Origin of the sequence: uncultured Flavobacterium sp., from assembly GCF_963925185.1 — a bacterium.
GTDB lineage: Bacteria > Bacteroidota > Bacteroidia > Flavobacteriales > Flavobacteriaceae > Flavobacterium.
The window spans coordinates 76,627-98,064 of the sequence record NZ_CAWURC010000030.1; the positions used below are offsets into that span (position 1 = coordinate 76,627).

22 protein-coding genes are annotated in these 21,438 nt (G+C 34.9%); 20 read left to right on the forward strand and 2 right to left on the reverse strand.

What is annotated here, in order from left to right; translation table 11 throughout:
- Positions 1–3: 3 nt before the first annotated feature.
- From rplF to AABM59_RS07105, 20 genes are all read left to right on the forward strand, one after another.
- Positions 4–546: a 50S ribosomal protein L6 gene (rplF, locus tag AABM59_RS07010; RefSeq protein WP_338408259.1), complete on the forward strand. Its 543-nt coding sequence runs from the start codon at positions 4–6 to the stop codon at positions 544–546.
- Positions 547–557: 11 nt separating this feature from the next.
- On the forward strand, positions 558–908 hold the full coding sequence (rplR, locus tag AABM59_RS07015; RefSeq protein WP_338408260.1) for a 50S ribosomal protein L18: 351 nt from the start codon (positions 558–560) through the stop codon (positions 906–908).
- A 6-nt stretch (positions 909–914) separates the two neighbouring features.
- Positions 915–1,442 carry a 30S ribosomal protein S5 gene (rpsE, locus tag AABM59_RS07020; protein ID WP_035668102.1) on the forward strand — a complete coding sequence of 176 codons (528 nt, stop codon included), beginning with the start codon at positions 915–917 and terminating at the stop codon, positions 1,440–1,442.
- A gap of 12 nt (positions 1,443–1,454) precedes the next feature.
- The gene (gene rpmD / locus AABM59_RS07025; RefSeq protein ID WP_338408261.1) at positions 1,455–1,637 is read left to right on the forward strand and encodes a 50S ribosomal protein L30; all 183 of its coding nucleotides are present in this window, start codon (positions 1,455–1,457) and stop codon (positions 1,635–1,637) included.
- Positions 1,638–1,647: 10 nt separating this feature from the next.
- On the forward strand, positions 1,648–2,100 hold the full coding sequence (gene rplO / locus AABM59_RS07030; protein WP_338408262.1) for a 50S ribosomal protein L15: 453 nt from the start codon (positions 1,648–1,650) through the stop codon (positions 2,098–2,100).
- 12 nt (positions 2,101–2,112) lie between these two features.
- Positions 2,113–3,459: a preprotein translocase subunit SecY gene (secY, locus tag AABM59_RS07035; RefSeq protein WP_338408263.1), complete on the forward strand. Its 1,347-nt coding sequence runs from the start codon at positions 2,113–2,115 to the stop codon at positions 3,457–3,459.
- 4 nt (positions 3,460–3,463) lie between these two features.
- The gene (gene infA / locus AABM59_RS07040; RefSeq protein ID WP_007136545.1) at positions 3,464–3,679 is read left to right on the forward strand and encodes a translation initiation factor IF-1; all 216 of its coding nucleotides are present in this window, start codon (positions 3,464–3,466) and stop codon (positions 3,677–3,679) included.
- 11 nt (positions 3,680–3,690) lie between these two features.
- Entirely contained in the window at positions 3,691–3,807 is a 117-nt protein-coding gene (ykgO, locus tag AABM59_RS07045) for a type B 50S ribosomal protein L36 (RefSeq protein ID WP_073370549.1), read from the forward strand.
- Positions 3,808–3,809: 2 nt separating this feature from the next.
- Positions 3,810–4,184 (forward strand): 30S ribosomal protein S13, encoded by a 375-nt coding sequence (rpsM, locus tag AABM59_RS07050; protein WP_132006244.1) that lies wholly within the window; start codon positions 3,810–3,812, stop codon positions 4,182–4,184.
- 8 nt (positions 4,185–4,192) lie between these two features.
- Positions 4,193–4,576 (forward strand): 30S ribosomal protein S11, encoded by a 384-nt coding sequence (rpsK, locus tag AABM59_RS07055; RefSeq protein ID WP_024981527.1) that lies wholly within the window; start codon positions 4,193–4,195, stop codon positions 4,574–4,576.
- A 91-nt stretch (positions 4,577–4,667) separates the two neighbouring features.
- The gene (rpsD, locus tag AABM59_RS07060) at positions 4,668–5,273 is read left to right on the forward strand and encodes a 30S ribosomal protein S4 (protein ID WP_143391037.1); all 606 of its coding nucleotides are present in this window, start codon (positions 4,668–4,670) and stop codon (positions 5,271–5,273) included.
- A 21-nt stretch (positions 5,274–5,294) separates the two neighbouring features.
- Positions 5,295–6,287, forward strand: coding sequence for a DNA-directed RNA polymerase subunit alpha (locus AABM59_RS07065; RefSeq protein ID WP_338408264.1), 993 nt, complete (start codon positions 5,295–5,297; stop codon positions 6,285–6,287).
- A 40-nt stretch (positions 6,288–6,327) separates the two neighbouring features.
- Entirely contained in the window at positions 6,328–6,858 is a 531-nt protein-coding gene (gene rplQ / locus AABM59_RS07070) for a 50S ribosomal protein L17 (RefSeq protein ID WP_338408265.1), read from the forward strand.
- Positions 6,859–7,107: 249 nt separating this feature from the next.
- Entirely contained in the window at positions 7,108–8,208 is a 1,101-nt protein-coding gene (gene carA / locus AABM59_RS07075; RefSeq protein ID WP_338408266.1) for a glutamine-hydrolyzing carbamoyl-phosphate synthase small subunit, read from the forward strand.
- A 393-nt stretch (positions 8,209–8,601) separates the two neighbouring features.
- Positions 8,602–10,032, forward strand: a complete 1,431-nt coding sequence (locus AABM59_RS07080; protein WP_338408308.1) for a peptidylprolyl isomerase — start codon at positions 8,602–8,604, stop codon at positions 10,030–10,032.
- Positions 10,033–10,110: 78 nt separating this feature from the next.
- The gene (locus tag AABM59_RS07085) at positions 10,111–11,064 is read left to right on the forward strand and encodes a MoxR family ATPase (RefSeq protein WP_338408267.1); all 954 of its coding nucleotides are present in this window, start codon (positions 10,111–10,113) and stop codon (positions 11,062–11,064) included.
- A gap of 269 nt (positions 11,065–11,333) precedes the next feature.
- Positions 11,334–13,598, forward strand: a complete 2,265-nt coding sequence (locus AABM59_RS07090; protein WP_338408268.1) for an aconitate hydratase — start codon at positions 11,334–11,336, stop codon at positions 13,596–13,598.
- A 301-nt stretch (positions 13,599–13,899) separates the two neighbouring features.
- Positions 13,900–15,306, forward strand: a complete 1,407-nt coding sequence (locus tag AABM59_RS07095) for a LysM peptidoglycan-binding domain-containing protein (RefSeq protein WP_338408269.1) — start codon at positions 13,900–13,902, stop codon at positions 15,304–15,306.
- Between the two features lie 246 nt (positions 15,307–15,552).
- Entirely contained in the window at positions 15,553–16,962 is a 1,410-nt protein-coding gene (locus tag AABM59_RS07100) for an amino acid permease (protein ID WP_338408270.1), read from the forward strand.
- A 405-nt stretch (positions 16,963–17,367) separates the two neighbouring features.
- Positions 17,368–19,311 carry a nucleoside-diphosphate sugar epimerase/dehydratase gene (locus tag AABM59_RS07105; RefSeq protein ID WP_338408271.1) on the forward strand — a complete coding sequence of 648 codons (1,944 nt, stop codon included), beginning with the start codon at positions 17,368–17,370 and terminating at the stop codon, positions 19,309–19,311.
- A 112-nt stretch (positions 19,312–19,423) separates the two neighbouring features.
- Here AABM59_RS07105 and AABM59_RS07110 read toward each other — a convergent pair whose 3' ends face one another.
- Together AABM59_RS07110 and AABM59_RS07115 are read right to left on the reverse strand one after the other, a co-directional pair.
- Complete coding sequence (locus AABM59_RS07110; protein WP_338408272.1) at positions 19,424–20,182, reverse strand: CpsB/CapC family capsule biosynthesis tyrosine phosphatase; 759 nt, start codon at positions 20,180–20,182, stop codon at positions 19,424–19,426.
- Positions 20,183–20,273: 91 nt separating this feature from the next.
- A complete protein-coding gene (locus AABM59_RS07115) occupies positions 20,274–21,329 on the reverse strand; it encodes a DUF4105 domain-containing protein (protein WP_338408273.1) in 1,056 nt (351 codons plus the stop codon).
- Positions 21,330–21,438 lie beyond the last annotated feature (109 nt).

The following is a 21,438-nucleotide window of genomic DNA, read 5'->3' on the forward strand; positions in this document are numbered from 1 at the left end:
GAGATGTCAAGAATAGGTAAAAATCCCGTTGTAATCCCTGCCGGAGTAACTGTTGAAGTTGCAAATGGTATCATTACAGTAAAAGGAAAAAATGGTCAACTTACACAGGAATATTCAGATGTTACTGTAACAGTTGAAGGAGATCTAGTTCAAGTGGACAGATCATCTGATCACAAAGATCAAAGAGCAAAACACGGATTGTACAGATCTTTAATCAATAACATGATTATAGGTGTAACGGAAGGTTTTACAAAATCATTGGAATTAGTTGGAGTAGGTTATAGAGCTTCGAATCAAGGACAAAAATTAGATTTAGCTCTTGGATATTCTCACAATATTGTTTTAGAAGTAGCTCCAGAAGTTGTTTTGGAAACGATATCTGAAAAAGGTAAAAACCCAATTGTGAAGTTAACATCAATAGACAAACAGCTTTTAGGCCAGGTTGCTGCGAAAATCAGAGGTTTCCGCAAACCAGAACCGTACAAAGGAAAAGGTGTTAAATTTGTAGGTGAAGTATTAAGAAGAAAAGCAGGTAAATCAGCTTAAAAAATAACATTATGTCATTAACAAAACCTGAAAGAAGACAAAGAATTAGATTCAGAATTAGAAAAACAATTAGTGGTACATCCACTAATCCAAGACTATCTGTATTTAGAAGTAACAAAGAAATTTATGCGCAACTTATTGATGACGTAAACGGAGTTACTATTCTAGCTGCTTCTTCAAGAGAAAAAGAAATAGGAAAAGGTACAAACGTAGAAGTTGCAACAGCTGTTGGAAAACTAGTTGCAGAAAAAGCGGTAAAAGCCGGGATTGAAGTAGTCACTTTTGATAGAGGAGGTTATTTATATCACGGTCGTATTAAATCATTAGCGGAAGGCGCGAGAGCGGCTGGACTTAAATTCTAATATAGTATGTCTAATAGTAAATACAAGAATGTAGAGCTAGTAAAACCAAGTGGTCTTGAATTGAAAGATCGTTTGGTAAGTGTAAATCGTGTTACCAAAGTTACAAAAGGGGGTAGAGCTTTCGGGTTTTCTGCAATTGTAGTTGTAGGTGATGAAAATGGAGTAGTGGGTCACGGATTAGGAAAATCTAAAGACGTTTCTGAAGCAATTGCGAAAGCAGTAGAAGATGCAAAGAAAAATCTTGTGAAAATTCCTTTGAATGGACAATCTGTTCCTCACGAACAAAAAGGTAAATTTGGTGGAGCACGTGTGTTCTTAATTCCTGCCTCTCATGGTACAGGAGTTATTGCAGGTGGAGCTGTTCGTTCAGTACTTGAGTCAGTTGGAATACATGATGTATTATCAAAATCTCAAGGATCATCAAATCCTCACAACGTAGTAAAAGCAACTTTTGATGCTTTATTACAAATGAGAAGTGCTTATACTGTTGCAAAACAAAGAGGCGTTTCTTTAGAAAAAGTTTTTAAAGGTTAATTCAAGGAAATTATGGCTAAATTATTAGTAAAACAAGTTGGAAGCAAAATCAACTGTCCTCTTACTCAAAAAAGAGGTTTGGAAGCTTTAGGTCTTCGTAAAATGGGTCAGGTTGTAGAACATGATTCAAATCCAACTATCCTTGGAATGATAAATAAAGTTAAACACTTAGTTTCCGTAGAGGAAGCTAAATAACAAATACGTTATGAATTTAAGTAACTTACAACCTGCTGAAGGGTCAACACACAATCAAAATAAAAGATTAGGTAGAGGAGAAGGTTCTGGAAAAGGGGGTACCGCATCACGTGGACACAAAGGAGCAAAATCTCGTTCTGGTTATTCTAAAAAGATTGGTTTTGAAGGGGGTCAAATGCCACTTCAAAGACGTGTGCCTAAGTTTGGCTTCACAAACATCAATCGTAAAGAATACGAAGGTGTAAATTTGGATACGCTTCAATTATTGGTAGATAATGGTATAGTAACGAATTCAGTTGATATGACTGTGTATGTTGCAAATCGTTTGGCCACTAAAAATGAAATCGTTAAGATTTTAGGAAGAGGAGAATTGACAGCAAAATTAACAGTAACCGCTCACAAATTTACTGCTACTGCAAAAGCCGCTATTGAAGCTGCTGGTGGAGAAGCTGTAACCATTTAATTTCCGATTAAGATGAAGAAATTTATTGAATCACTAATTAATGTTTGGAAAATCGAGGAACTAAAAAACAGAATCCTAATTACTTTGGGAATCCTTTTAGTGTATCGTTTTGGAGCTCAGGTAACTCTACCAGGTATTGATGCAACACAATTAGCCGGACTAGCCGGACAAACAAAAGAAGGAATTGGTTCAATTCTCGATATGTTTACTGGTGGTGCTTTTTCACAAGCTTCGGTTTTTGCATTAGGTATTATGCCTTATATTTCTGCTTCGATTGTTGTTCAGTTAATGGGAATTGCGATTCCATATTTGCAAAAACTTCAAAGCGATGGAGAAAGTGGGAGAAAAAAAATTAATCAAATTACCCGTTGGTTAACAATAGGTATTACATTGGTTCAAGGTCCAGGTTATATCTACAATCTTTATAGAACATTACCTAGTAGTGCTTTCTTGTTGGGGTTTAATTCATTCGAATTCTTATTTTCTTCAGTGATTATTTTGGTTACAGGTACAATATTTGCCATGTGGTTAGGAGAAAAAATTACCGATAAAGGAATCGGAAACGGAATATCACTATTGATAATGGTGGGTATTTTGGCGAGATTTCCTCAAGCATTTATCCAAGAATTTGCCGCCAGAGTAACTAACAATAACGGTGGACCAATGTTATTGGTTATCGAAATTATTATATGGTTATTAATTATTATTTCTTGTGTATTGCTAGTAATGGCAATTAGAAAAATACCTGTACAGTATGCACGTCGTACAACATCAGGTGATTTCGAAAAAGATATGATGGGTGGTAACAGACAATGGATTCCATTAAAATTAAATGCAGCTGGTGTTATGCCAATCATTTTTGCTCAGGCAATTATGTTTATTCCCGCCGCAGTGGCAGGATTGTCTAAATCAGATGCTTCACAATCGATCGTTGGTGCTTTTAGTAATATGTTCGGATTTTGGTATAACCTAGTTTTTGCAACACTTATTGTTGTTTTTACTTTCTTTTATACTGCGATCACGATTCCTACAAACAAAATGTCCGATGATTTGAAAAGAAGTGGTGGTTTTATTCCAGGTATTAGACCGGGAGTTGAAACTTCTGACTTTCTAGACAAAGTGATGTCTTTAATAACCTTTCCAGGCTCTTTATTTCTTGCTTTTATAGCTGTGTTCCCAGCAATTATAGTAAGTATTATGGATGTTCAACAATCTTGGGCAATGTTTTTTGGAGGTACATCATTGATAATTATGGTTGGTGTCGCAATCGATACGATACAACAAATCAATTCATACTTGTTGAACAAACATTATGATGGTTTGATGAAAAGTGGAAAAAATAGAAAAGCAGTAGCTTAATCTTATGGCAAAACAATCAGCAATAGAACAAGACGGATCAATAATTGAAGCATTGTCAAATGCAATGTTCCGTGTTGAGTTAGAAAATGGACATATAGTAATTGCTCATATTTCTGGAAAAATGCGTATGCATTACATCAAATTATTACCTGGTGATAAAGTGAAACTAGAAATGAGTCCTTATGATTTGTCCAAAGCAAGAATTACTTATAGATATTAAAGATATTCAAAATGAAAGTAAGAGCATCAGTTAAAAAAAGAAGTGCCGAGTGCAAAATTGTACGGAGAAAAGGCAGATTATACGTAATCAACAAAAAGAATCCTAGATTTAAACAAAGACAAGGATAATTATGGCAAGAATAGCAGGGGTAGACATCCCAAAAAACAAAAGAGGAGTTATCGCTTTAACCTACATCTTCGGAATCGGTAAAAGTAGAGCAATTGAGGTATTAGAAAAAGCTCAAGTTAGCCAAGATACAAAAGTACAAGATTGGAATGATGATGAAATCGGAGCAATTCGTGAAGCCGTATCATTTTTCAAAATTGAAGGTGAACTACGTTCAGAAGTTTCTTTAAACATAAAACGTTTAATGGATATTGGATGTTATAGAGGTATCCGTCATAGATCTGGTCTTCCATTAAGAGGACAAAGAACGAAGAACAACTCTAGAACAAGAAAAGGAAAAAGAAAAACTGTTGCCAACAAGAAAAAAGCAACTAAATAATAAGTAATATGGCTAAAGCAACTGCAAAAAAACGTAAAGTTATCGTTGAATCAACGGGAGAAGCTCATATTTCTGCTACCTTCAATAACATCATCATTTCTTTGACAAACAAAAAAGGTGAAGTTATTTCTTGGTCTTCAGCTGGTAAAATGGGTTTCAGAGGTTCTAAAAAGAACACTCCGTACGCAGCCCAAATGGCAGCAGAAGATTGTAGTAAAGTAGCGTTAGAAGCTGGACTTAAAAAAGTAAAAGTGTATGTAAAAGGACCAGGAAACGGACGTGAGTCTGCGATTCGTTCTTTGCATAACGGTGGAATTGAAGTGACCGAAATTATCGATGTTACTCCAATGCCTCACAACGGATGTCGTCCTCCTAAAAGACGTAGAGTTTAATACTCAAAATATTTATAGTATAACCTAGATTGAATATCGATTAATGAAGGATAAGACCTGAATTCATAATCTCAATCTTAAACAATTTAAAATGGCAAGATATACTGGTCCTAGTACAAGAATCGCTCGTAAATTCGGCGAAGCAATCTTCGGAGACGACAAAGCTTTCGAAAAAAGAAATTATCCACCCGGTCAACACGGGATGGCTAAAAAAAGAGGTAAAAAATCTGAGTTTGCTATCCAATTAATGGAAAAACAAAAAGCTAAATATTCTTATGGAATTTTAGAAAAACAATTCAGAGGTTTGTTTAAAAAAGCATCAGCTACAAAAGGTGTTACTGGTGAAGTTTTATTACAATTGTGTGAAGCTAGATTAGACAATGTAGTTTTTAGAATGGGTATTGCTCCTTCTAGAAGAGGTGCTCGTCAAATCGTGTCTCACAGACACATAACCGTAAATGGTGAAAACGTGAATATTCCTTCTTACCACCTTAAACCTGGTGATAAAGTTGCTGTTCGTGAAAAATCTAAATCTATTGAGGCTATCGAACGTTCTTTGTCTAATTCAAGTCATGTTTATGAATGGATTACTTGGAATAACGACCTTAAAGAAGGTACTTTTGTTTCAGTACCCGCTAGACTCCAAATTCCGGAAAACATTAAAGAACAATTAATCGTAGAGTTGTACAACAAATAATAATTGACTTAGTCGAAATTTATGGCAATATTTAATTTTCAGAAACCCGATAAAGTTATCATGATCGATTCAACCGATTTTGAAGGTAAATTTGAATTTAGACCTTTAGAACCTGGTTACGGATTGACAGTTGGTAACGCACTTAGAAGAGTTTTGCTTTCAGCATTAGAAGGTTATGCAATTACATCCGTTCGTATTGACGGTGTAGATCATGAGTTTTCTACTATTCCTGGAGTTGTTGAAGACGTGACCGAAATCATTCTTAATCTTAAACAAGTACGTTTCAAACGTCAAATTGAAGATATAGATAATGAATCTGTTACTATTTCAGTAACAGGTAAAGATCAATTAACAGCTGGTGATTTCCAGAAATTTATTTCAGGTTTTCAAGTTTTGAATCCAGAACTTGTAATTTGTAATTTAGATCCAAAAATCAAACTCCACTTCGATTTAACTATCGAAAAAGGCAGAGGATATGTTCCTGCTGAGGAAAACAAAAAACAAAATGCTGCAATTGGAACTATTTTTACTGACTCTATTTTTACTCCGGTAAAAAATGTTAAGTATGCAATAGAAAACTTTCGTGTAGAGCAAAAAACAGATTATGAAAAATTAGTTTTCGAAATAAAAACTGATGGTTCTATCAATCCAAAAGATGCCCTTACTGAAGCTGCAAAAGTTTTAATTCACCATTTCATGTTGTTTTCTGACGAAAGAATTACTCTTGAGGCCGACGAAATTGCACAAACAGAATCGTATGACGAAGAGTCATTGCATATGAGACAATTGCTTAAAACCAAATTGGTTGATATGGATCTTTCTGTAAGAGCATTAAATTGCTTAAAAGCAGCCGAAGTTGATACACTTGGTGATTTAGTATCATTCAATAAAAATGACCTAATGAAATTCCGTAATTTCGGTAAAAAATCTTTAACTGAACTAGATGAACTAGTGGCAATTAAAAATTTAAACTTCGGAATGGATTTAGCAAAATACAAACTAGATAAAGAGTAATCTAATCCCGATTAATCGGGGTTAAATTTGATAAAACACAATGAGACACGGAAAAAAATTCAATCACTTAGGCAGACAGACAGCCCATAGAAAATCGATGCTGGCTAATATGGCTTGTTCTCTTATTGAGCACAAACGTATTAATACTACTGTTGCTAAAGCAAAAGCGCTTAAACAATTTGTTGAGCCATTAATAACAAAATCTAAAGATGACACAACGCACAATCGTCGTATCGTTTTTGCTTACTTGCGTAGCAAATATGCCGTAACTGACTTGTTCAGAGACGTAGCTGCTAAAGTAGGTGACCGTCCAGGGGGATACACACGTATCATTAAAGTTGGAAATCGTTTAGGAGATAATGCTGATATGGCAATGATCGAACTAGTAGATTTTAACGAACTTTACAATGGTGGTAAAAAAGAAGTGAAAAAAGCAAAAAGCCGTCGTGGAGGAAAAGCTAAGAAAGAAGATGAAGCTGTTGAAGCTCCAGTTGTTGCTCAAACAGAAGCTCCGGCTGCTGAACCTGAAACTCCAGCTGAAGATGAAAATCCAACAGAGACTGCCGAATAATTATGAAAATAATCATTCTATAAAAAAAAGGATAAACTTTTACTAGTTTGTCCTTTTTTTTTGGAGCAAAACATTTGAGATTTCAATAATCATTGCTCCCGCTTTCCGTTGCAATCTTTTTCTTTTTAAAGAAAAAGAAAAAGGATTTCCACTGTAATCGGGGCTAGATCAGAACTTTTCGATTTCTTTTAAAACTTAATTTTTTCAAGACCATAATTTGAATTAAATTTGCAAAACAATTAACTACACATGAAATACACAACTCGACAAAGTGCCATACTTCTATTAAGCGACGGAACCATTTTCCACGGAAAATCCATCGGAATTTCAGGAACTACTTATGGCGAAGTATGCTTTAATACCGGAATGACGGGTTACCAAGAGATCTTTACTGATCCATCTTACTTTGGACAAATTATGGTGGCAACCAATGCTCACATTGGAAACTACGGAGTAAACGACAAGGAAGTCGAATCCGAAAGCATTAAAATAGCAGGATTGGTTTGTAAAAATTTCAGCTTCAATTACTCTCGTGAGGACGCTACAGCTAGTTTAGAAGATTATTTTGTAAAACAAAACCTAATCTGTATTTCAGATGTAGATACGCGCGGACTCGTAAGTTACATTCGCGACAATGGAGCAATGAATTCCGTTATTTGTACCGATGGAACACCTATAGAAGAATTAAAAGCAGCCTTGGCAAAAGTTCCTAATATGAAAGGTTTGGAATTGGCTTCCAAAGTTTCTACCAAAGAACCTTACTTTTTTGGAGACGAGAAGGCAACCTACAAAATTGCAGCTCTTGATTTAGGAATTAAAAAAAATATTCTTCGCAACCTTGCCAAAAGAGATTGCTACATAAAGGTATTTCCATACGATTCAAATTATTCAGAATTGGACTCTTTCAATCCGGATGGTTTTTTCTTGTCTAACGGTCCTGGAGATCCAGATCCACTTTTCAGCGCCATTGAAGTGGCAAAAGAAATTTTGGAAAATAACAGACCATTATTTGGAATTTGTTTGGGACATCAGGTAATTGCTTTGGCAAACGGAATTTCTACCTATAAAATGTTTAATGGGCACAGAGGAATAAATCATCCTGTCAAAAACATCATAACCGGAAAAGGAGAAATCACCTCTCAAAACCATGGTTTCGCCGTAAACAAAGAAGAATTAGACAATCATCCTCACATGGAAATCACACATCTTCATTTGAATGATGGAACAGTTGCCGGAATGCGAATGAAAAACAAAAACTGTTTCTCGGTTCAATACCATCCCGAAGCAAGCCCCGGTCCACATGATTCGGCTTACTTATTTGATCAGTTTATTGGTAATATGAAAATTTAAAAGTTTCGAGTGATTTATATTCATAAAAAGAGCTGCAAATTATAACGGCTCTTTTTTGTTATTTTAAATTTTTGACAAACAAAAATTTTATTTTTAATATATCTATGCATATGATAAGCATTAGTGAAAGTTTAATGGGTAAAATCACGATTGTATATATTGGCATATAAATTTTTGTTAATACTAGTAAGGAAACTTGTATTATATAATTGAATTCTTATTTTTGTTAGCAATAAGTAGAAATAAAACTTATCAATTGGTTATTAAAACAATTCCATTCCTTGATTCATAAAGTGTATATTTGGTCAGAAATTATCAGGACTATTTTAAAATTGAATTCAATGTTAGTTTCACTATAATTTATAATAAATATTAAAATATAATTTCAAAATGATGCTTTTAAAAACAATACAAATGAAATCCTTAAACAATAAAATTGCGCTTCCATTTTTTCTAATACTTTTTTCAAGCGGAATCGCTATGGCTCAAGAAATCATTAAGGAAAGTGTCATTGATACCATAAAAACACAAACATCAAATCAAAAACAAAAAATTGATGGCGTAATTGCAAAAGTTGGGGATTATATCATATTGGATTCAGATATTGACAAATCTTATTTGGAAATTTCGAGTCAAGGCGGTTCTGTTAAAGACATCTCAAGATGTCAAATGTTGGGTAAATTACTCGAAGATAAATTATATGCACATCAAGCCATTCAAGATAGTTTAAAAGTGACGGATTCAGAGATTAAATCCATGATGGACGACAGGTTGAGCTATATGGTAGAGCAAATAGGCTCTATGGATAAAGTGATAAAATACTATAAGAAAAGTTCCGAAGAAGAGTTCAAAACCTATTTCTTTGACGTTTTGAAGGAGCAAAAATTGACTTCAGAAATGCAAAATAAAATCGTTGGCGAAGTAGAAATCACACCTGAAGAAGTTCGTAATTTTTTTAAATCAATTCCAGCAACTCAATTACCTGTTTTTGGAGCAGAAATGGAAGTGGCACAAATTGTGGTGGAACCTAAAATTTCTGAGGTAGAAAAACAAAAAGTGATTGATAAGCTAAACCAGTTTAAAATAGAAATCCGGGAAGGCTCAAGTTTTGCCACAAAAGCCGTGTTGTATTCTCAGGATCCTGGTTCAAGAGCCACTGGAGGTTTCTATAAAATGAATCGAAAAACACCTTTTGTAAAAGAGTTTAAAGACGTTGCCTTCAGCCTTGCCGAAGGAGAAATTTCAGCGCCTTTTGAATCAGATTTTGGTTTTCATATTATTTATGTTGAAAAAATTAAAGGCCAAGATTTAGAATTACGTCATATTTTATTGACTCCTACAGTTACCGAAGAAGCTTTAAAAGAAGCTAAAGAAAAAATATTCTTAATCAAAAAAAGAATCGAAGACAAGGAAATTACTTTTGCAGAAGCGGCACGAAAAGAATCTGACGAAAAGGAAACTAGGGCTAATGGTGGAGCCTTGATCAATCCAAAAACCCAAGATACCCGTTTCGAATTAACAAAAATGGACCCTAGTTTATACAGCCAAGTTTCAAATTTAAAGGAAGGTGAAATTTCACAACCTTTAATGGACGAAGACCAATCAGGTAAGAAAAAATTCAAGTTAATTGTGGTAACTAACAGAATTAATGAACACACTGCTGATTACGCAAAGGATTATACCAAAATAAAAGAATTAGCATTAAAAGAAAAACAAATCAAAGCCATCGGAAAGTGGTTTGACGAAAAAATTAGAGAGACCTATATCAAAATAATTGGTGAATATAGAGACTGTGAATACACTAATAATTGGTTAAAAAAATAGTGTTCAGATAGCGGGGTTCAGTACCGAAAACTATACAGTACAGATTACACTCCTAACTTTTAACCTCTAACTTCTAAAATGTCAGACGTAGCAGCAATAGGGAACTTGGTTCAAAAAAGGAACCAACTAAAAACCGAAATCGCAAAGATTATTGTGGGTCAGGATGCTGTAGTTGACCAAATTTTGCTTTGTATTTTTTCTGGTGGACACGCACTTTTGGTTGGCGTTCCGGGATTAGCAAAAACCTTAATGGTCAATACGCTAGCACAAGCACTTGGTTTAGATTTTAAAAGAATCCAATTTACACCTGATTTGATGCCTTCGGATATTTTGGGAAGTGAAATTCTAGATGAAAATCGCCAATTTAAATTCATAAAAGGGCCCATTTTTTCGAATATTATTCTGGCTGACGAAATCAACAGAACACCACCAAAAACGCAGGCAGCTTTGCTCGAAGCGATGCAAGAACGTTCCGTTACCATTGCAGGTCATAACTATAAATTGGCATTGCCGTATTTCGTGTTAGCAACACAAAATCCCATTGAGCAAGAAGGAACTTATCCTTTGCCCGAAGCGCAATTAGACCGATTTATGTTTGCCATTAAACTCGATTACCCTTCTTTTGAAGAAGAAGTTCAGGTAGTAAAACGAACGACTTCAGATACAAACAATACTATAAATCCATTGTTCACGGCTCAAGAAATTATTGATTTCCAACACTTGATTCGAAGGATTCCAGTTGCTGATAATGTAATAGAATATGCGGTGACTTTGGTAAGTAAAACACGTCCTGACAATAAACTGTCTAACGAATTTGTGAAAAACTATTTGGATTGGGGTGCAGGACCAAGAGCTTCTCAAAATTTGATTTTGGCAGCCAAAGCCCATGCCGCTTTTAACGGAAAATTTTCTCCTGATATCGAAGATGTAAAGGCTGTCGCTACAGGAATTCTTCGTCACAGAATCATCAAAAACTACAAAGCCGACGCCGAAGGAATTACCGAAGAAATGATTATTGATAAGTTAATCTAAATTAGAAATCATATAATTTAAAAAGAATCTTTATTCTATTGGGAATAAAGATTTTTTTATTTACCAGAATTTCATCTTTATCAATAATTAGATTTTATATTGTTGATAGCGCAATAGAATAATTTAATTTTGCATATATCACAATATTTAAAGTGTAAAATTCTTATTTGGTAATAATAATTTTATCAAAGTCCTCTTTTGTTATTTTTTTTATATTCTCGTCTTAAATTCTTAAATTTGCAGAACAAAACAAAAAAATCCTATATATTATGGCTTTTGACATAGAAATGATTAAAAATGTGTACGCAAACATGACAACTCGTGTAGACAAAGCACGCGAATTAGTTGGACGTCCATTAACATTGACAGAGAAAATTTTATACAACCACCTTTGGGAAGGAGCACCATCTCAAACCTTTAATAGAGGAGTTGATTATGTAGATTTTGCTCCAGATAGAGTAGCTTGTCAAGATGCTACAGCCCAAATGGCATTATTGCAATTTATGCACGCTGGTAAAAAAACAGTTGCTGTTCCTACAACAGTTCACTGTGATCACTTAATTCTTGCTAAAGTGGGAGCTGAAAAAGATTTGGCTTTTGCAAAAACGCAATCAAGCGAGGTTTTTGATTTTCTATCATCAGTATCCAATAAATTCGGAATCGGATTCTGGAAACCAGGTTCTGGAATTATTCACCAAATCGTTTTAGAAAACTACGCATTCCCTGGAGGAATGATGATTGGTACTGATTCACATACTGTAAATGCTGGCGGATTAGGGATGCTAGCTATTGGAGTTGGTGGTGCTGATGCTGTTGACGTAATGTCTGGAATGTCTTGGGAATTAAAATTCCCTAAATTGATTGGAGTAAAATTAACCGGAAAATTATCGGGTTGGTCCGCTCCAAAAGACGTAATTCTAAAAGTAGCTGATATTCTTACCGTAAAAGGAGGGACAGGTGCTATTGTCGAATACTTTGGCGAAGGCGCTTTGAATATGTCTTGTACTGGAAAAGGAACTATTTGTAATATGGGTGCCGAAATCGGAGCTACAACTTCTACATTTGGTTATGATGATTCGATGCGTAGATATTTAGCTGCAACAGGTCGTCAAGATGTTGTAGATGCTGCTGATACAGTTGCAAGTTATCTAACAGGTGACGCCGAAGTGTATGCAAACCCGGAACACTATTTTGACCAAGTAATCGAAATAAACTTATCAGAATTAGAGCCGTATATTAATGGCCCTTTTACTCCAGATAGAGGAACTCCTGTTTCAAAAATGAAAGAAGAAGCCGCCGCAAACGGATGGCCTCTTAAAGTAGAATGGGGATTGATAGGTTCTTGTACGAACTCTTCCTATGAAGACATGTCTCGTGCTGCCTCTATCGTTGAGCAAGCCGTTGCGCATGGAATTTCGCCAAAAGCAGAATTTGGAATCAATCCTGGTTCGGAACAAATCCGTTACACTATCGAAAGAGATGGCATTATTGCAACTTTCGAAAAAATGGGAACAAAAGTATTTACAAATGCTTGCGGACCTTGTATTGGACAATGGGATAGAGACGGAGCGGATAAAGGCGAAAAAAATACAATTGTACATTCCTTCAACCGAAACTTCTCCAAAAGAGCGGATGGTAATCCAAATACACACGCTTTTGTAACTTCACCAGAAATGGTAGCTGCTTTAGCTATTGCCGGAAGATTAGATTTCAATCCATTAACAGATACGTTGTTAAATGACAAAGGTGAAGCAGTTAAATTAGAAGCTCCGTTTGGCGACGAATTGCCAAAAAGAGGTTTTGATGTAGATGATAACGGTTTTCAAGCGCCCGCCGAAGATGGTTCAGGAGTTGTAATTGCTGTAAGTGAAACTTCAGATAGATTACAGTTATTAGCCCCTTTCGATGCTTGGGACGGAAATAATATTATGGGAGCTAAATTATTAATCAAAGCTTTCGGAAAATGTACCACTGATCATATTTCTATGGCTGGACCTTGGTTGCGTTTCCGTGGCCATTTGGACAATATTTCGAATAATATGTTGATTGGGGCTGTAAATGCTTTTAACCAAAAACCAAATTCAGTAAAAAACCAATTAACTGGAGAGTATGATGCTGTACCTGCCGTGGCACGTGCTTATAAAGTGGCCGGAATTGCTTCAGTAGTTGTGGGCGACCACAATTATGGCGAAGGTTCTTCACGCGAACACGCCGCAATGGAACCTCGTTTCCTTGGAGTAAAAGCAGTTTTGGTAAAATCATTTGCTCGTATTCACGAAACGAATTTAAAAAAACAAGGAATGCTTGGATTGACTTTTGCTAACGAAGCCGATTATGATAAAATTCAGGAAAATGATGTGATTAACTTCATTGATTTGGTTGATTTTGCTCCGGCGAAACCATTGACGTTGGAATTCGTTCACGCTGATGGAACTAAAGATGTCATCTTGGCAAACCACACTTACAATGAAGGACAAATTGGCTGGTTCGTTGCAGGTTCAGCTTTAAATTTGATAGCTGACGGAAAAGCATAATTTTAAGTTTTTAAATACTATTAAAATGCTCTGTTTTCACAGAGCATTTTTTTTATTCTTGAATTTGTTAAATTGGATATAAAGGCTTGTTAAAAAAGTAAGACATTTGTATTTTTGTATTAAATTCGCATTTAACCAATATTTTTTTGAAGTATTTTGCCATTAAAGTAAAACAAATTTTTAAATAATTATAAATTCCTTTTGGTTTTATAAACTAAAAAATGGACGGGTGGGTAATGAAATTTAAATGGATTTTATGAAGTATTTTAGTTGTGTATTTTTGTTCATTTTTTTTACTAGTATGAGTGCTTTTTCTCAAGAAAAGCACATAAAACATACTGTTTTAAGGGGTGAAACAATTAGCGAAATTGCAGAATATTACAAAGTAAAACCCCAAGAAATTTACGAATTAAATCCAAAAGCCAAGAAAGGAATAAAATCCCATTCGGTTTTATTAATTCCTACTAATGCTAAAAAAACTAAAATTTTAGCTGCCGAGATCGCAATTAATCAACCTGAAAAAAAACACGAAGTTCTGACTAAAGAAACAGTTTATGGCATTGCAAAACTATACAATGTTAGTGTTGAAGATTTATATAAAATTAACACAGAGTTAGAAAAAGAGGGCTTAAAAAAAGGACAAATAATTAAAATTCCTCGAAATTATTCAGATAACTTGGTAGTGACAACATCATCAGAAAATCCAAACGAAATTCTAAAGCCAAATATTTCAACCAAAACCGTTACGAAAGAGGAAGTTGTAGTTTTATCAAAATTAGTCGAGAAAGGGGAAGCTAAAGTTCAAGTAATTGTTCGTGTAGTTTTGCCAAAAGAAACTTTATATTCTATTGCCAAGCAATATGGAATCACGGTGATCGATTTGAAAAATGCAAATCCTACAATAGGAAATAAAGCATTACAAATGGGTCAAAAGATTGCGATTCCTGTAAAACTAGACAATAATTTAGATTTGGCCGATAAAGAAAATACATCAACAAATGAGAATGTCCAAGTCAATAGCATTGATAGTAAGCAAACCAATGCTTTAATACAAACAGTACTTAAAAACCCAACAGTAGAAACTGAAACTACTCATGAAGTTTTACCTAAAGAAACCAAATACAGCATAGCAAAGGAATATGGAATTTCAGTAAAAGAATTAGAGAAGCAAAATCCAAAAATTTCGAAACAACTCCCTATTGGTTATGTCCTCAAAATTCGCAGTTCAAAAGTGATTGAAGCCACGGTCGCCACTGAGGAATTTGTTGTTGCAAAAGAGGAAGTGCTCATCGAGGATTCGAATCAAAATACAAATAAAGATCACGGCGCTGTCTTTGTAGATCAATTGGTTTTTACTGCATCCGAAAACATTGGAATACGGTATCGTTATGGGGGAGCCACAAAAGAGGGTTTTGATTGTTCGGGCTTGATGTACACTACTTTTGCCACTTATAATATTATACTTCCAAGATCGTCAATAGAAATGGCTTCTTGTGGTTCTAAAATTAATTCCGAAAATGCCCAAAAAGGAGATTTGATTTTCTTCAAAACCCGAGGTCGACGAAAAATAAATCACGTGGGAATGGTGGTTGAAGTTTGTAATGGGGAAATTAAATTCATCCACTCTTCTAGTCAGGGGGTGATTATTTCTTCAACAAAAGAGTCCTATTATGGGAGGAATTTTGCTCAAATTAATCGCGTATTATAAACTAAACAAATAAAAAATAGATTTCACTAAACCCTCAAGCAAATTGGGGTTTTTTAGTTCAAGTCGGTAATTTTTAGGAGTGGCATTGAACCCTACTCAAGGGTTAAAAGCACAATTATTTTACAATATATTTAATTTATTTATAGTGTCAACACCCACTAATTATCACATCCAATTTACAAACCAATTATTTCTCTATTTATAAAAAAGGTATATCTTTGGCCAACCAAAAAAAACCAAAAGAATATGCAAGAAGACAACCAAGACCATTTTAAAAGAGAACTAGGATTATTCGATGGAACAATGCTCGTTGTGGGATCGATGATAGGCTCGGGAATATTTATTGTAAGCTCTGATATGGTACGCCAAGTAGGTTCTGCCGGCTGGCTCATTTCAATATGGGTACTTACTGCTTTGCTTACCATAGTTGCGGCCGTTAGTTATGGCGAGTTAAGCGCAATGTTTCCAAAAGCGGGCGGACAATATGTTTATATCAAGGAGGCTTACGGAAAATTAATTGGTTTCTTGTATGGCTGGAGTTTCTTTGCCGTCATACAAACGGGTACAATTGCCGCTGTGGGCGTAGCATTCTCGAAGTTTGCCGCCTATATTTATGCGCCTTTAAGCGATGAAAATATTCTTTTCGAAATGAGTGCATTTAAACTCAACGCCGCTCAAATTGTTTCTATAATTACCATTATTTTGCTAACCTACATTAACAGTCGCGGCGTAAAAAACAGTAAAATTTTACAAACGGTATTAACGGTTATCAAAGTTTCGTCACTTCTAGGTTTAATTATTTTCGGCTTTATTCTGGCCGCCAAAGCTGAAGTATGGGATGCTAACTGGGCTGACGCCTGGGGTTCAAAGTCACTTGACACAACAACGGGTTCTTGGTTTCCAATTAGTGGAGCGACATTATTATCTGCATTTGTAGCTGCATTTGTGGGATCCCAATTTTCGAGTGTGGCTTGGGAAGGTGTTACTTTTATTGCTGAAGAAATTAAAAATCCCAAACGAAACGTAGGCTTGAGCCTTTTTCTAGGCACCTTAATTGTTGGCGTTATTTATACAATGGCAAACGTGATGTATATTGCGGTACTTCCTTTGCAAGATATTGCTACGGCCAAATCAGATCGGGTTGCTGTTGTAGCATCCCAAGTTATTTTTGGGGGTATAGGAACTTTAATCATTGCTTTGATGATTATGATTTCGACTTTTGCCTGCAACAACGGATTGATTATGGCTGGCGCTAGGGTTTATTACACGATGGCAAAAGACGGATTATTTTTTAAAAAAGCCGCTAATCTTAATAGTGCAAGCGTTCCGGAATGGGCATTATGGGCACAGTGCCTATGGGCTTCGGCTTTGTGTTTGACAGGGAAATATGGAGCTTTGTTAGACTTTGTCGTAATCATAGTTTTGATATTTTACATCCTCACTATATACGGAATTTTTATCTTACGCAAAAAAATGCCCGATGCCGAAAGACCTTACAAGGCTTTTGGGTACCCATTTCTACCAATGTTGTATATTGTAATTTCTTCTATAATTTCTATTACCCTATTAATTACAAAAACCAGTACTTGCGGTTGGGGTGTTTTTATCATGCTGATAGGAATCCCAATTTATTACTTCACAAAACAGAAGGAATAGAAAGTTTATAGTCGAAGTTTTCATTCGTGTTTGATGTTCAAACCTATTCATTAAAACATGAAAACCGTCCCGCTAATCGGGACGGTTTTTTTCTATAAACAAGAAAAATATTTTTTATCTGAAAAACATAATCTGTTAGTGTTTGGTTATTTTTCGCTAAAATTTATACGAATCAAAGGGATATAAACTCAATGTAAAAAAGAAATAACATTTTTGTACTTAAAAATGAAGAGAAGCTATAATAAGGAAACATAGGTGAAAGATAAATTCACATCAATTTAGTGAAATCTAGTTATTTTTCGTGTAGTTCCCCAATAAAAAATGCTTTACGTCGTTTTAAAAAATTATCTTACACTTTAAATCATTACTTTTGTGGTGAATTTTCATATTATTAATAAAACAAGTATGACTAAAAAATTTACAAATTTTTTTTCAAGAGAAAACTTAAGTTTCAATATTAATAATTTGAGCTATTTGCCTCGATGGATAATTTTGATGATTGATTCCGTTATTTTAGGAATTTCTTTTTTAATCACTTATTTTATATTTGAAGGATTAGGTTCCCATTATGTATATCCCGTCTATGATTTCTCATTTGTAGCTTATCTATTGGGAATTAATGTTTTCTTTTTTTGGTTTTTTAGAACTTATTCTGGAATTATTCGACATTCTTCTTTTACTGATGCGATAAAAATTTTATTTTCGCAAATTTCGGTATTGGTTTTGGGCCTTATTTTTAATTTTATATACTTTCAATTATTCCAAGAAAAAGTGTTTAATAACTCGGCACTTTTCATCTACATTGTGATTTCCTTTTGTGGTTTGTTTTTGTACCGTGTAATGGTAAAACAAGTTTTTGAAATCTATTTTTCAGATATAAGTGACGCCAAATTAATGAAAATACTCATTTACGGCACTGATGCTAATGCCATATCGGTTGCTAATGCTTTAAAGTTTGAGACACCAATGCGATTTAAAATTGTGGGATTTGTAAGTAGAGACTATCAGAATGCTTCCAAACGTATGCTGAATTTACCAATTCTTGTTCAAAAGAAAAAGATATCCACCTTAATTCGCGCCATGGGAGCCCAAGGTGTTATCATTGCCGATAAAAGTTTGTCGCGAGAAGATCAATTAATTATTGTTGACCAATGTCTAGAGTCCAGTTACCGTGTGTATACCGTACCAAAAATTTCAGATTGGGAAAATAAAAAAGAGATTTCCAATAAAGTTAAAAACATCCAAATTGAAGATTTATTAGAACGCAAACCCATTGTATTAGATAATAAATCAATCACTAAGCAATTAGAAAATAAAATTGTTTTGATAACAGGAGCTGCCGGATCAATAGGAAGTGAAATTGTGAGGCAAGTTTTAAGATTTGATCCAAAACAGCTAATAATCTTAGATCAAGCTGAAACAGAATTACACCATCTTGTGACGGAGTTAAATAGTCTTTCTTATAATGCTAAAATCCACAATGTAATTGCCGACATTAGAAATAAGGAAGTAATGAAGAGGGTGTTCCATTTATATAAACCCCAAGTGGTATTTCACGCTGCAGCCTATAAACACGTGCCGTTAATGGAAGAAAATCCTTCACAGGCAATTCTAAATAATGTGAAAGGCACTAAAATTATAGCAGACTTGTCGGTTGAATATAAGGTTGAAAACTTTGTTATGATATCTACGGATAAGGCAGTTAATCCGAGCAATGTCATGGGGGCCAGTAAAAGAATTGCAGAGAAATATGTGCAATCTTTACATTTAAAAAATACAAATGAAAATGGTTTCAAAGGGACAAAATTCATCACTACCCGTTTCGGAAACGTTTTGGGATCCAATGGATCTGTTGTACCCTTGTTTACAAAACAAATTCAAAAGGGTGGGCCAATTACAATTACCCATCAAGACATTATCCGCTATTTCATGACCATTCCCGAAGCCTGTCATCTGGTTCTTGAGGCTGCGACAATGGGTAACGGGGGTGAAATTTATATTTTCGATATGGGGAAACCGGTTAAGATTATCGATTTAGCAAAAAAAATGATCAAATTAGCAGGATTTATTCCTGACGTAGATATTAAAATTCAAATTGTAGGCTTGAGACCCGGTGAGAAATTATTCGAAGAATTACTCAACGACACTGCTAAAACCTTGCCTACTTATCATGAAAAAATCATGATTGCTCAAGAATTGGAAGAGGATTTCGAAAACCTTCTCGCAGAAATTGAGGAGCTTATAGGCATTGCTGATTTCTTCGACAATGATGATATTGTAGCAAAAATGAAAAAAATTGTCCCTGAGTTTAGGAGTATGAATTCTATTTATTCCCTAATGGATAAGTAATTATAAACAGTTAAAAGGACTACTTCATTTTGTAATTGCCTTTTCTATTTCCAAAAAAAAGTTCACAAAGGAAACACCTTTTTCTTTGTGAACTTTTGTCTTTTTTAGGATATTATAAAGTTGGGATGGAGGGATCTAATTTAAAAAACTGGTTATTGGTTATGATTTCTCGGAGTGGTGTCAAGTCTTTCAATCGCACTTTTTTTTCAAAGGCGGCAACATGATTGTCGTGATGTACATCAGAACCTACAAAATTATACATCCCTTTTTGGAGTAATTTCTCCGCAACTTTGGTAATCTCTTCGCCATAATAACCAACTACTGCTGCTAGATTTAGCTGGAATAAGCAACCTGCTCTTTTTAATTTAAGGTATTCTTCAAAATTATTGTGGTAAAACAAATAACGCTCCGGATGAGCCAATACCGGGATATAACCTGCCACCTGCAAATCGAATAGGATTTCATACAAGTGGATGGGTGGATTGATATAGGACATTTCAACCAACACATAATTGGCTTTAAGTGTCAAAACATCACCCTTTTTGAAAAGTTCCACAAAATGATCGTCCATCATGTATTCTGCGGCAGCACGAAACGGAATCGTGATTTGGTGTTTTTCTAGTTCCAGAACCGTAGCCGCTTCCTTTAATTTAATTGTGGCACCTGTATTGTCCCAAACGTGATGGATGATATGAGGCGTGGTAATAAATTGTGCAATTCCAAAAGACTGAAGTGATCGCGTAAGTCGCAAGCTGTCCTCAAAATGCCTTGCGCCATCATCGATACCTGGCAAAAGATGCGAATGAATATCGACATGATTATCGGGAATCAAATCTTGGAGTACGGTTTTGGGTCTAAAAAAAGATAGCATACTGCGAAGGTAAACAATTTGTTGTTTGATTTTTAATTATATTCCGAAAGCCAAATCCACAAAAATAATCTGCGGTTTATTTCTTTAAACTCTATAACCTGATTGGTATCCGTTTACTATTCCTAAAAGCCATTTTTAACAATAAAATGACACTTGTTGCCGCCATCGGCAGCACAATCATTAAATGTATTTTGTTGAGCATGACAATCAAGTAAACAAGAATCGAAAGCACATTCAACACGCATAAACGGATGATCCATTTCTTGTTGTTGGTCAACATAAAATAGAGTAGCACTAGAAGGGCAGGGTTAAACAACAATACATTATAGTTGTAAGCCAACTCTTGATGATAGGAATAAACCCCCACAAAAACGAAGAATATTCCCAGCAAGCCCATTATTAAAAAATAAAACAAATCGACTCCTCTATTGTTCATTAGAACGATCAAGCCCAGAAGTAGTGCATAGGTATAAAAATGGTTCCAGCTAGAGCTTGGTGATTCTTTTTTGATGTCCAATAGGGTTTGGCTTTCCTTAAAAAGCAAGTGGTTTTCATACTGGATTAATTGGAGACTTTTACGGAGTTCCAGAGGCAGGAAAATCGTAGTTCCATATTCATCTACCTTCTTTCCGAAAATGATGCTGGTGCCCAGTTTTTCATAAAAAGAATGGTCAAAATAAGGATACAGAATGGCTCTGTAGGTCAGGTCGGTGTTAATTTTCTTAACAATAATCTGGCCTCCCAGTGTTTTATTCAGGATATCTACCACCATCGAAGTACAGTTTTTATCTATAAACTTATAGGTGTAATAACTTTCGCTCGAGGCAAGTACAGCAGTCAAATTGTTAAATAATTTTTGTTTGTACACGAGAGGGACAATCAATTCCTGTTCGTAAACACTTCTTTTTTCATAGGTATATTGTTGCATAAAATCGGCAAAGCGATTGGCGACGGCAAAATATTGCAGGTCTCCCTTAATGAATTTTGCAACAAAATTAGGCGTGGCAAAATCAAAGGCTCCATAATTATAGACAACATCCAAATTATTGTCCAAATCAGTGATGCGTATAGCAGTGTGGCCAAACAGCGCATAAGATTCATTGCCGGTATCACAAGTAATGACGCTTACACTAGCTTTATCGGACAATATTATATTTTGGGAAAAACAGTTGGCTAGAGAGCTAATCAATAGCGTTATAAAGAGTGTTTTTTTAATTAAAAATAGTTTCATTTATTGCGGTATTTTATAATGTAAA

Bases quoted from the DNA above. Each gene is read 5' to 3' on its own strand.
- rplF (WP_338408259.1), top strand. From the start codon at position 4: ATGTCAAGAATAGGTAAAAATCCCGTTGTAATCCCTGCCGGAGTAACT.
- rplR (WP_338408260.1), top strand. From the start codon at position 558: ATGTCATTAACAAAACCTGAAAGAAGACAAAGAATTAGATTCAGAATT.
- rpsE (WP_035668102.1), top strand. From the start codon at position 915: ATGTCTAATAGTAAATACAAGAATGTAGAGCTAGTAAAACCAAGTGGT.
- rpmD (WP_338408261.1), top strand. From the start codon at position 1,455: ATGGCTAAATTATTAGTAAAACAAGTTGGAAGCAAAATCAACTGTCCT.
- rplO (WP_338408262.1), top strand. From the start codon at position 1,648: ATGAATTTAAGTAACTTACAACCTGCTGAAGGGTCAACACACAATCAA.
- secY (WP_338408263.1), top strand. From the start codon at position 2,113: ATGAAGAAATTTATTGAATCACTAATTAATGTTTGGAAAATCGAGGAA.
- infA (WP_007136545.1), top strand. From the start codon at position 3,464: ATGGCAAAACAATCAGCAATAGAACAAGACGGATCAATAATTGAAGCA.
- ykgO (WP_073370549.1), top strand. From the start codon at position 3,691: ATGAAAGTAAGAGCATCAGTTAAAAAAAGAAGTGCCGAGTGCAAAATT.
- rpsM (WP_132006244.1), top strand. From the start codon at position 3,810: ATGGCAAGAATAGCAGGGGTAGACATCCCAAAAAACAAAAGAGGAGTT.
- rpsK (WP_024981527.1), top strand. From the start codon at position 4,193: ATGGCTAAAGCAACTGCAAAAAAACGTAAAGTTATCGTTGAATCAACG.
- rpsD (WP_143391037.1), top strand. From the start codon at position 4,668: ATGGCAAGATATACTGGTCCTAGTACAAGAATCGCTCGTAAATTCGGC.
- AABM59_RS07065 (WP_338408264.1), top strand. From the start codon at position 5,295: ATGGCAATATTTAATTTTCAGAAACCCGATAAAGTTATCATGATCGAT.
- rplQ (WP_338408265.1), top strand. From the start codon at position 6,328: ATGAGACACGGAAAAAAATTCAATCACTTAGGCAGACAGACAGCCCAT.
- carA (WP_338408266.1), top strand. From the start codon at position 7,108: ATGAAATACACAACTCGACAAAGTGCCATACTTCTATTAAGCGACGGA.
- AABM59_RS07080 (WP_338408308.1), top strand. From the start codon at position 8,602: ATGCTTTTAAAAACAATACAAATGAAATCCTTAAACAATAAAATTGCG.
- AABM59_RS07085 (WP_338408267.1), top strand. From the start codon at position 10,111: ATGTCAGACGTAGCAGCAATAGGGAACTTGGTTCAAAAAAGGAACCAA.
- AABM59_RS07090 (WP_338408268.1), top strand. From the start codon at position 11,334: ATGGCTTTTGACATAGAAATGATTAAAAATGTGTACGCAAACATGACA.
- AABM59_RS07095 (WP_338408269.1), top strand. From the start codon at position 13,900: ATGAGTGCTTTTTCTCAAGAAAAGCACATAAAACATACTGTTTTAAGG.
- AABM59_RS07100 (WP_338408270.1), top strand. From the start codon at position 15,553: ATGCAAGAAGACAACCAAGACCATTTTAAAAGAGAACTAGGATTATTC.
- AABM59_RS07105 (WP_338408271.1), top strand. From the start codon at position 17,368: ATGACTAAAAAATTTACAAATTTTTTTTCAAGAGAAAACTTAAGTTTC.
- AABM59_RS07110 (WP_338408272.1), bottom strand. From the start codon at position 20,182: ATGCTATCTTTTTTTAGACCCAAAACCGTACTCCAAGATTTGATTCCC.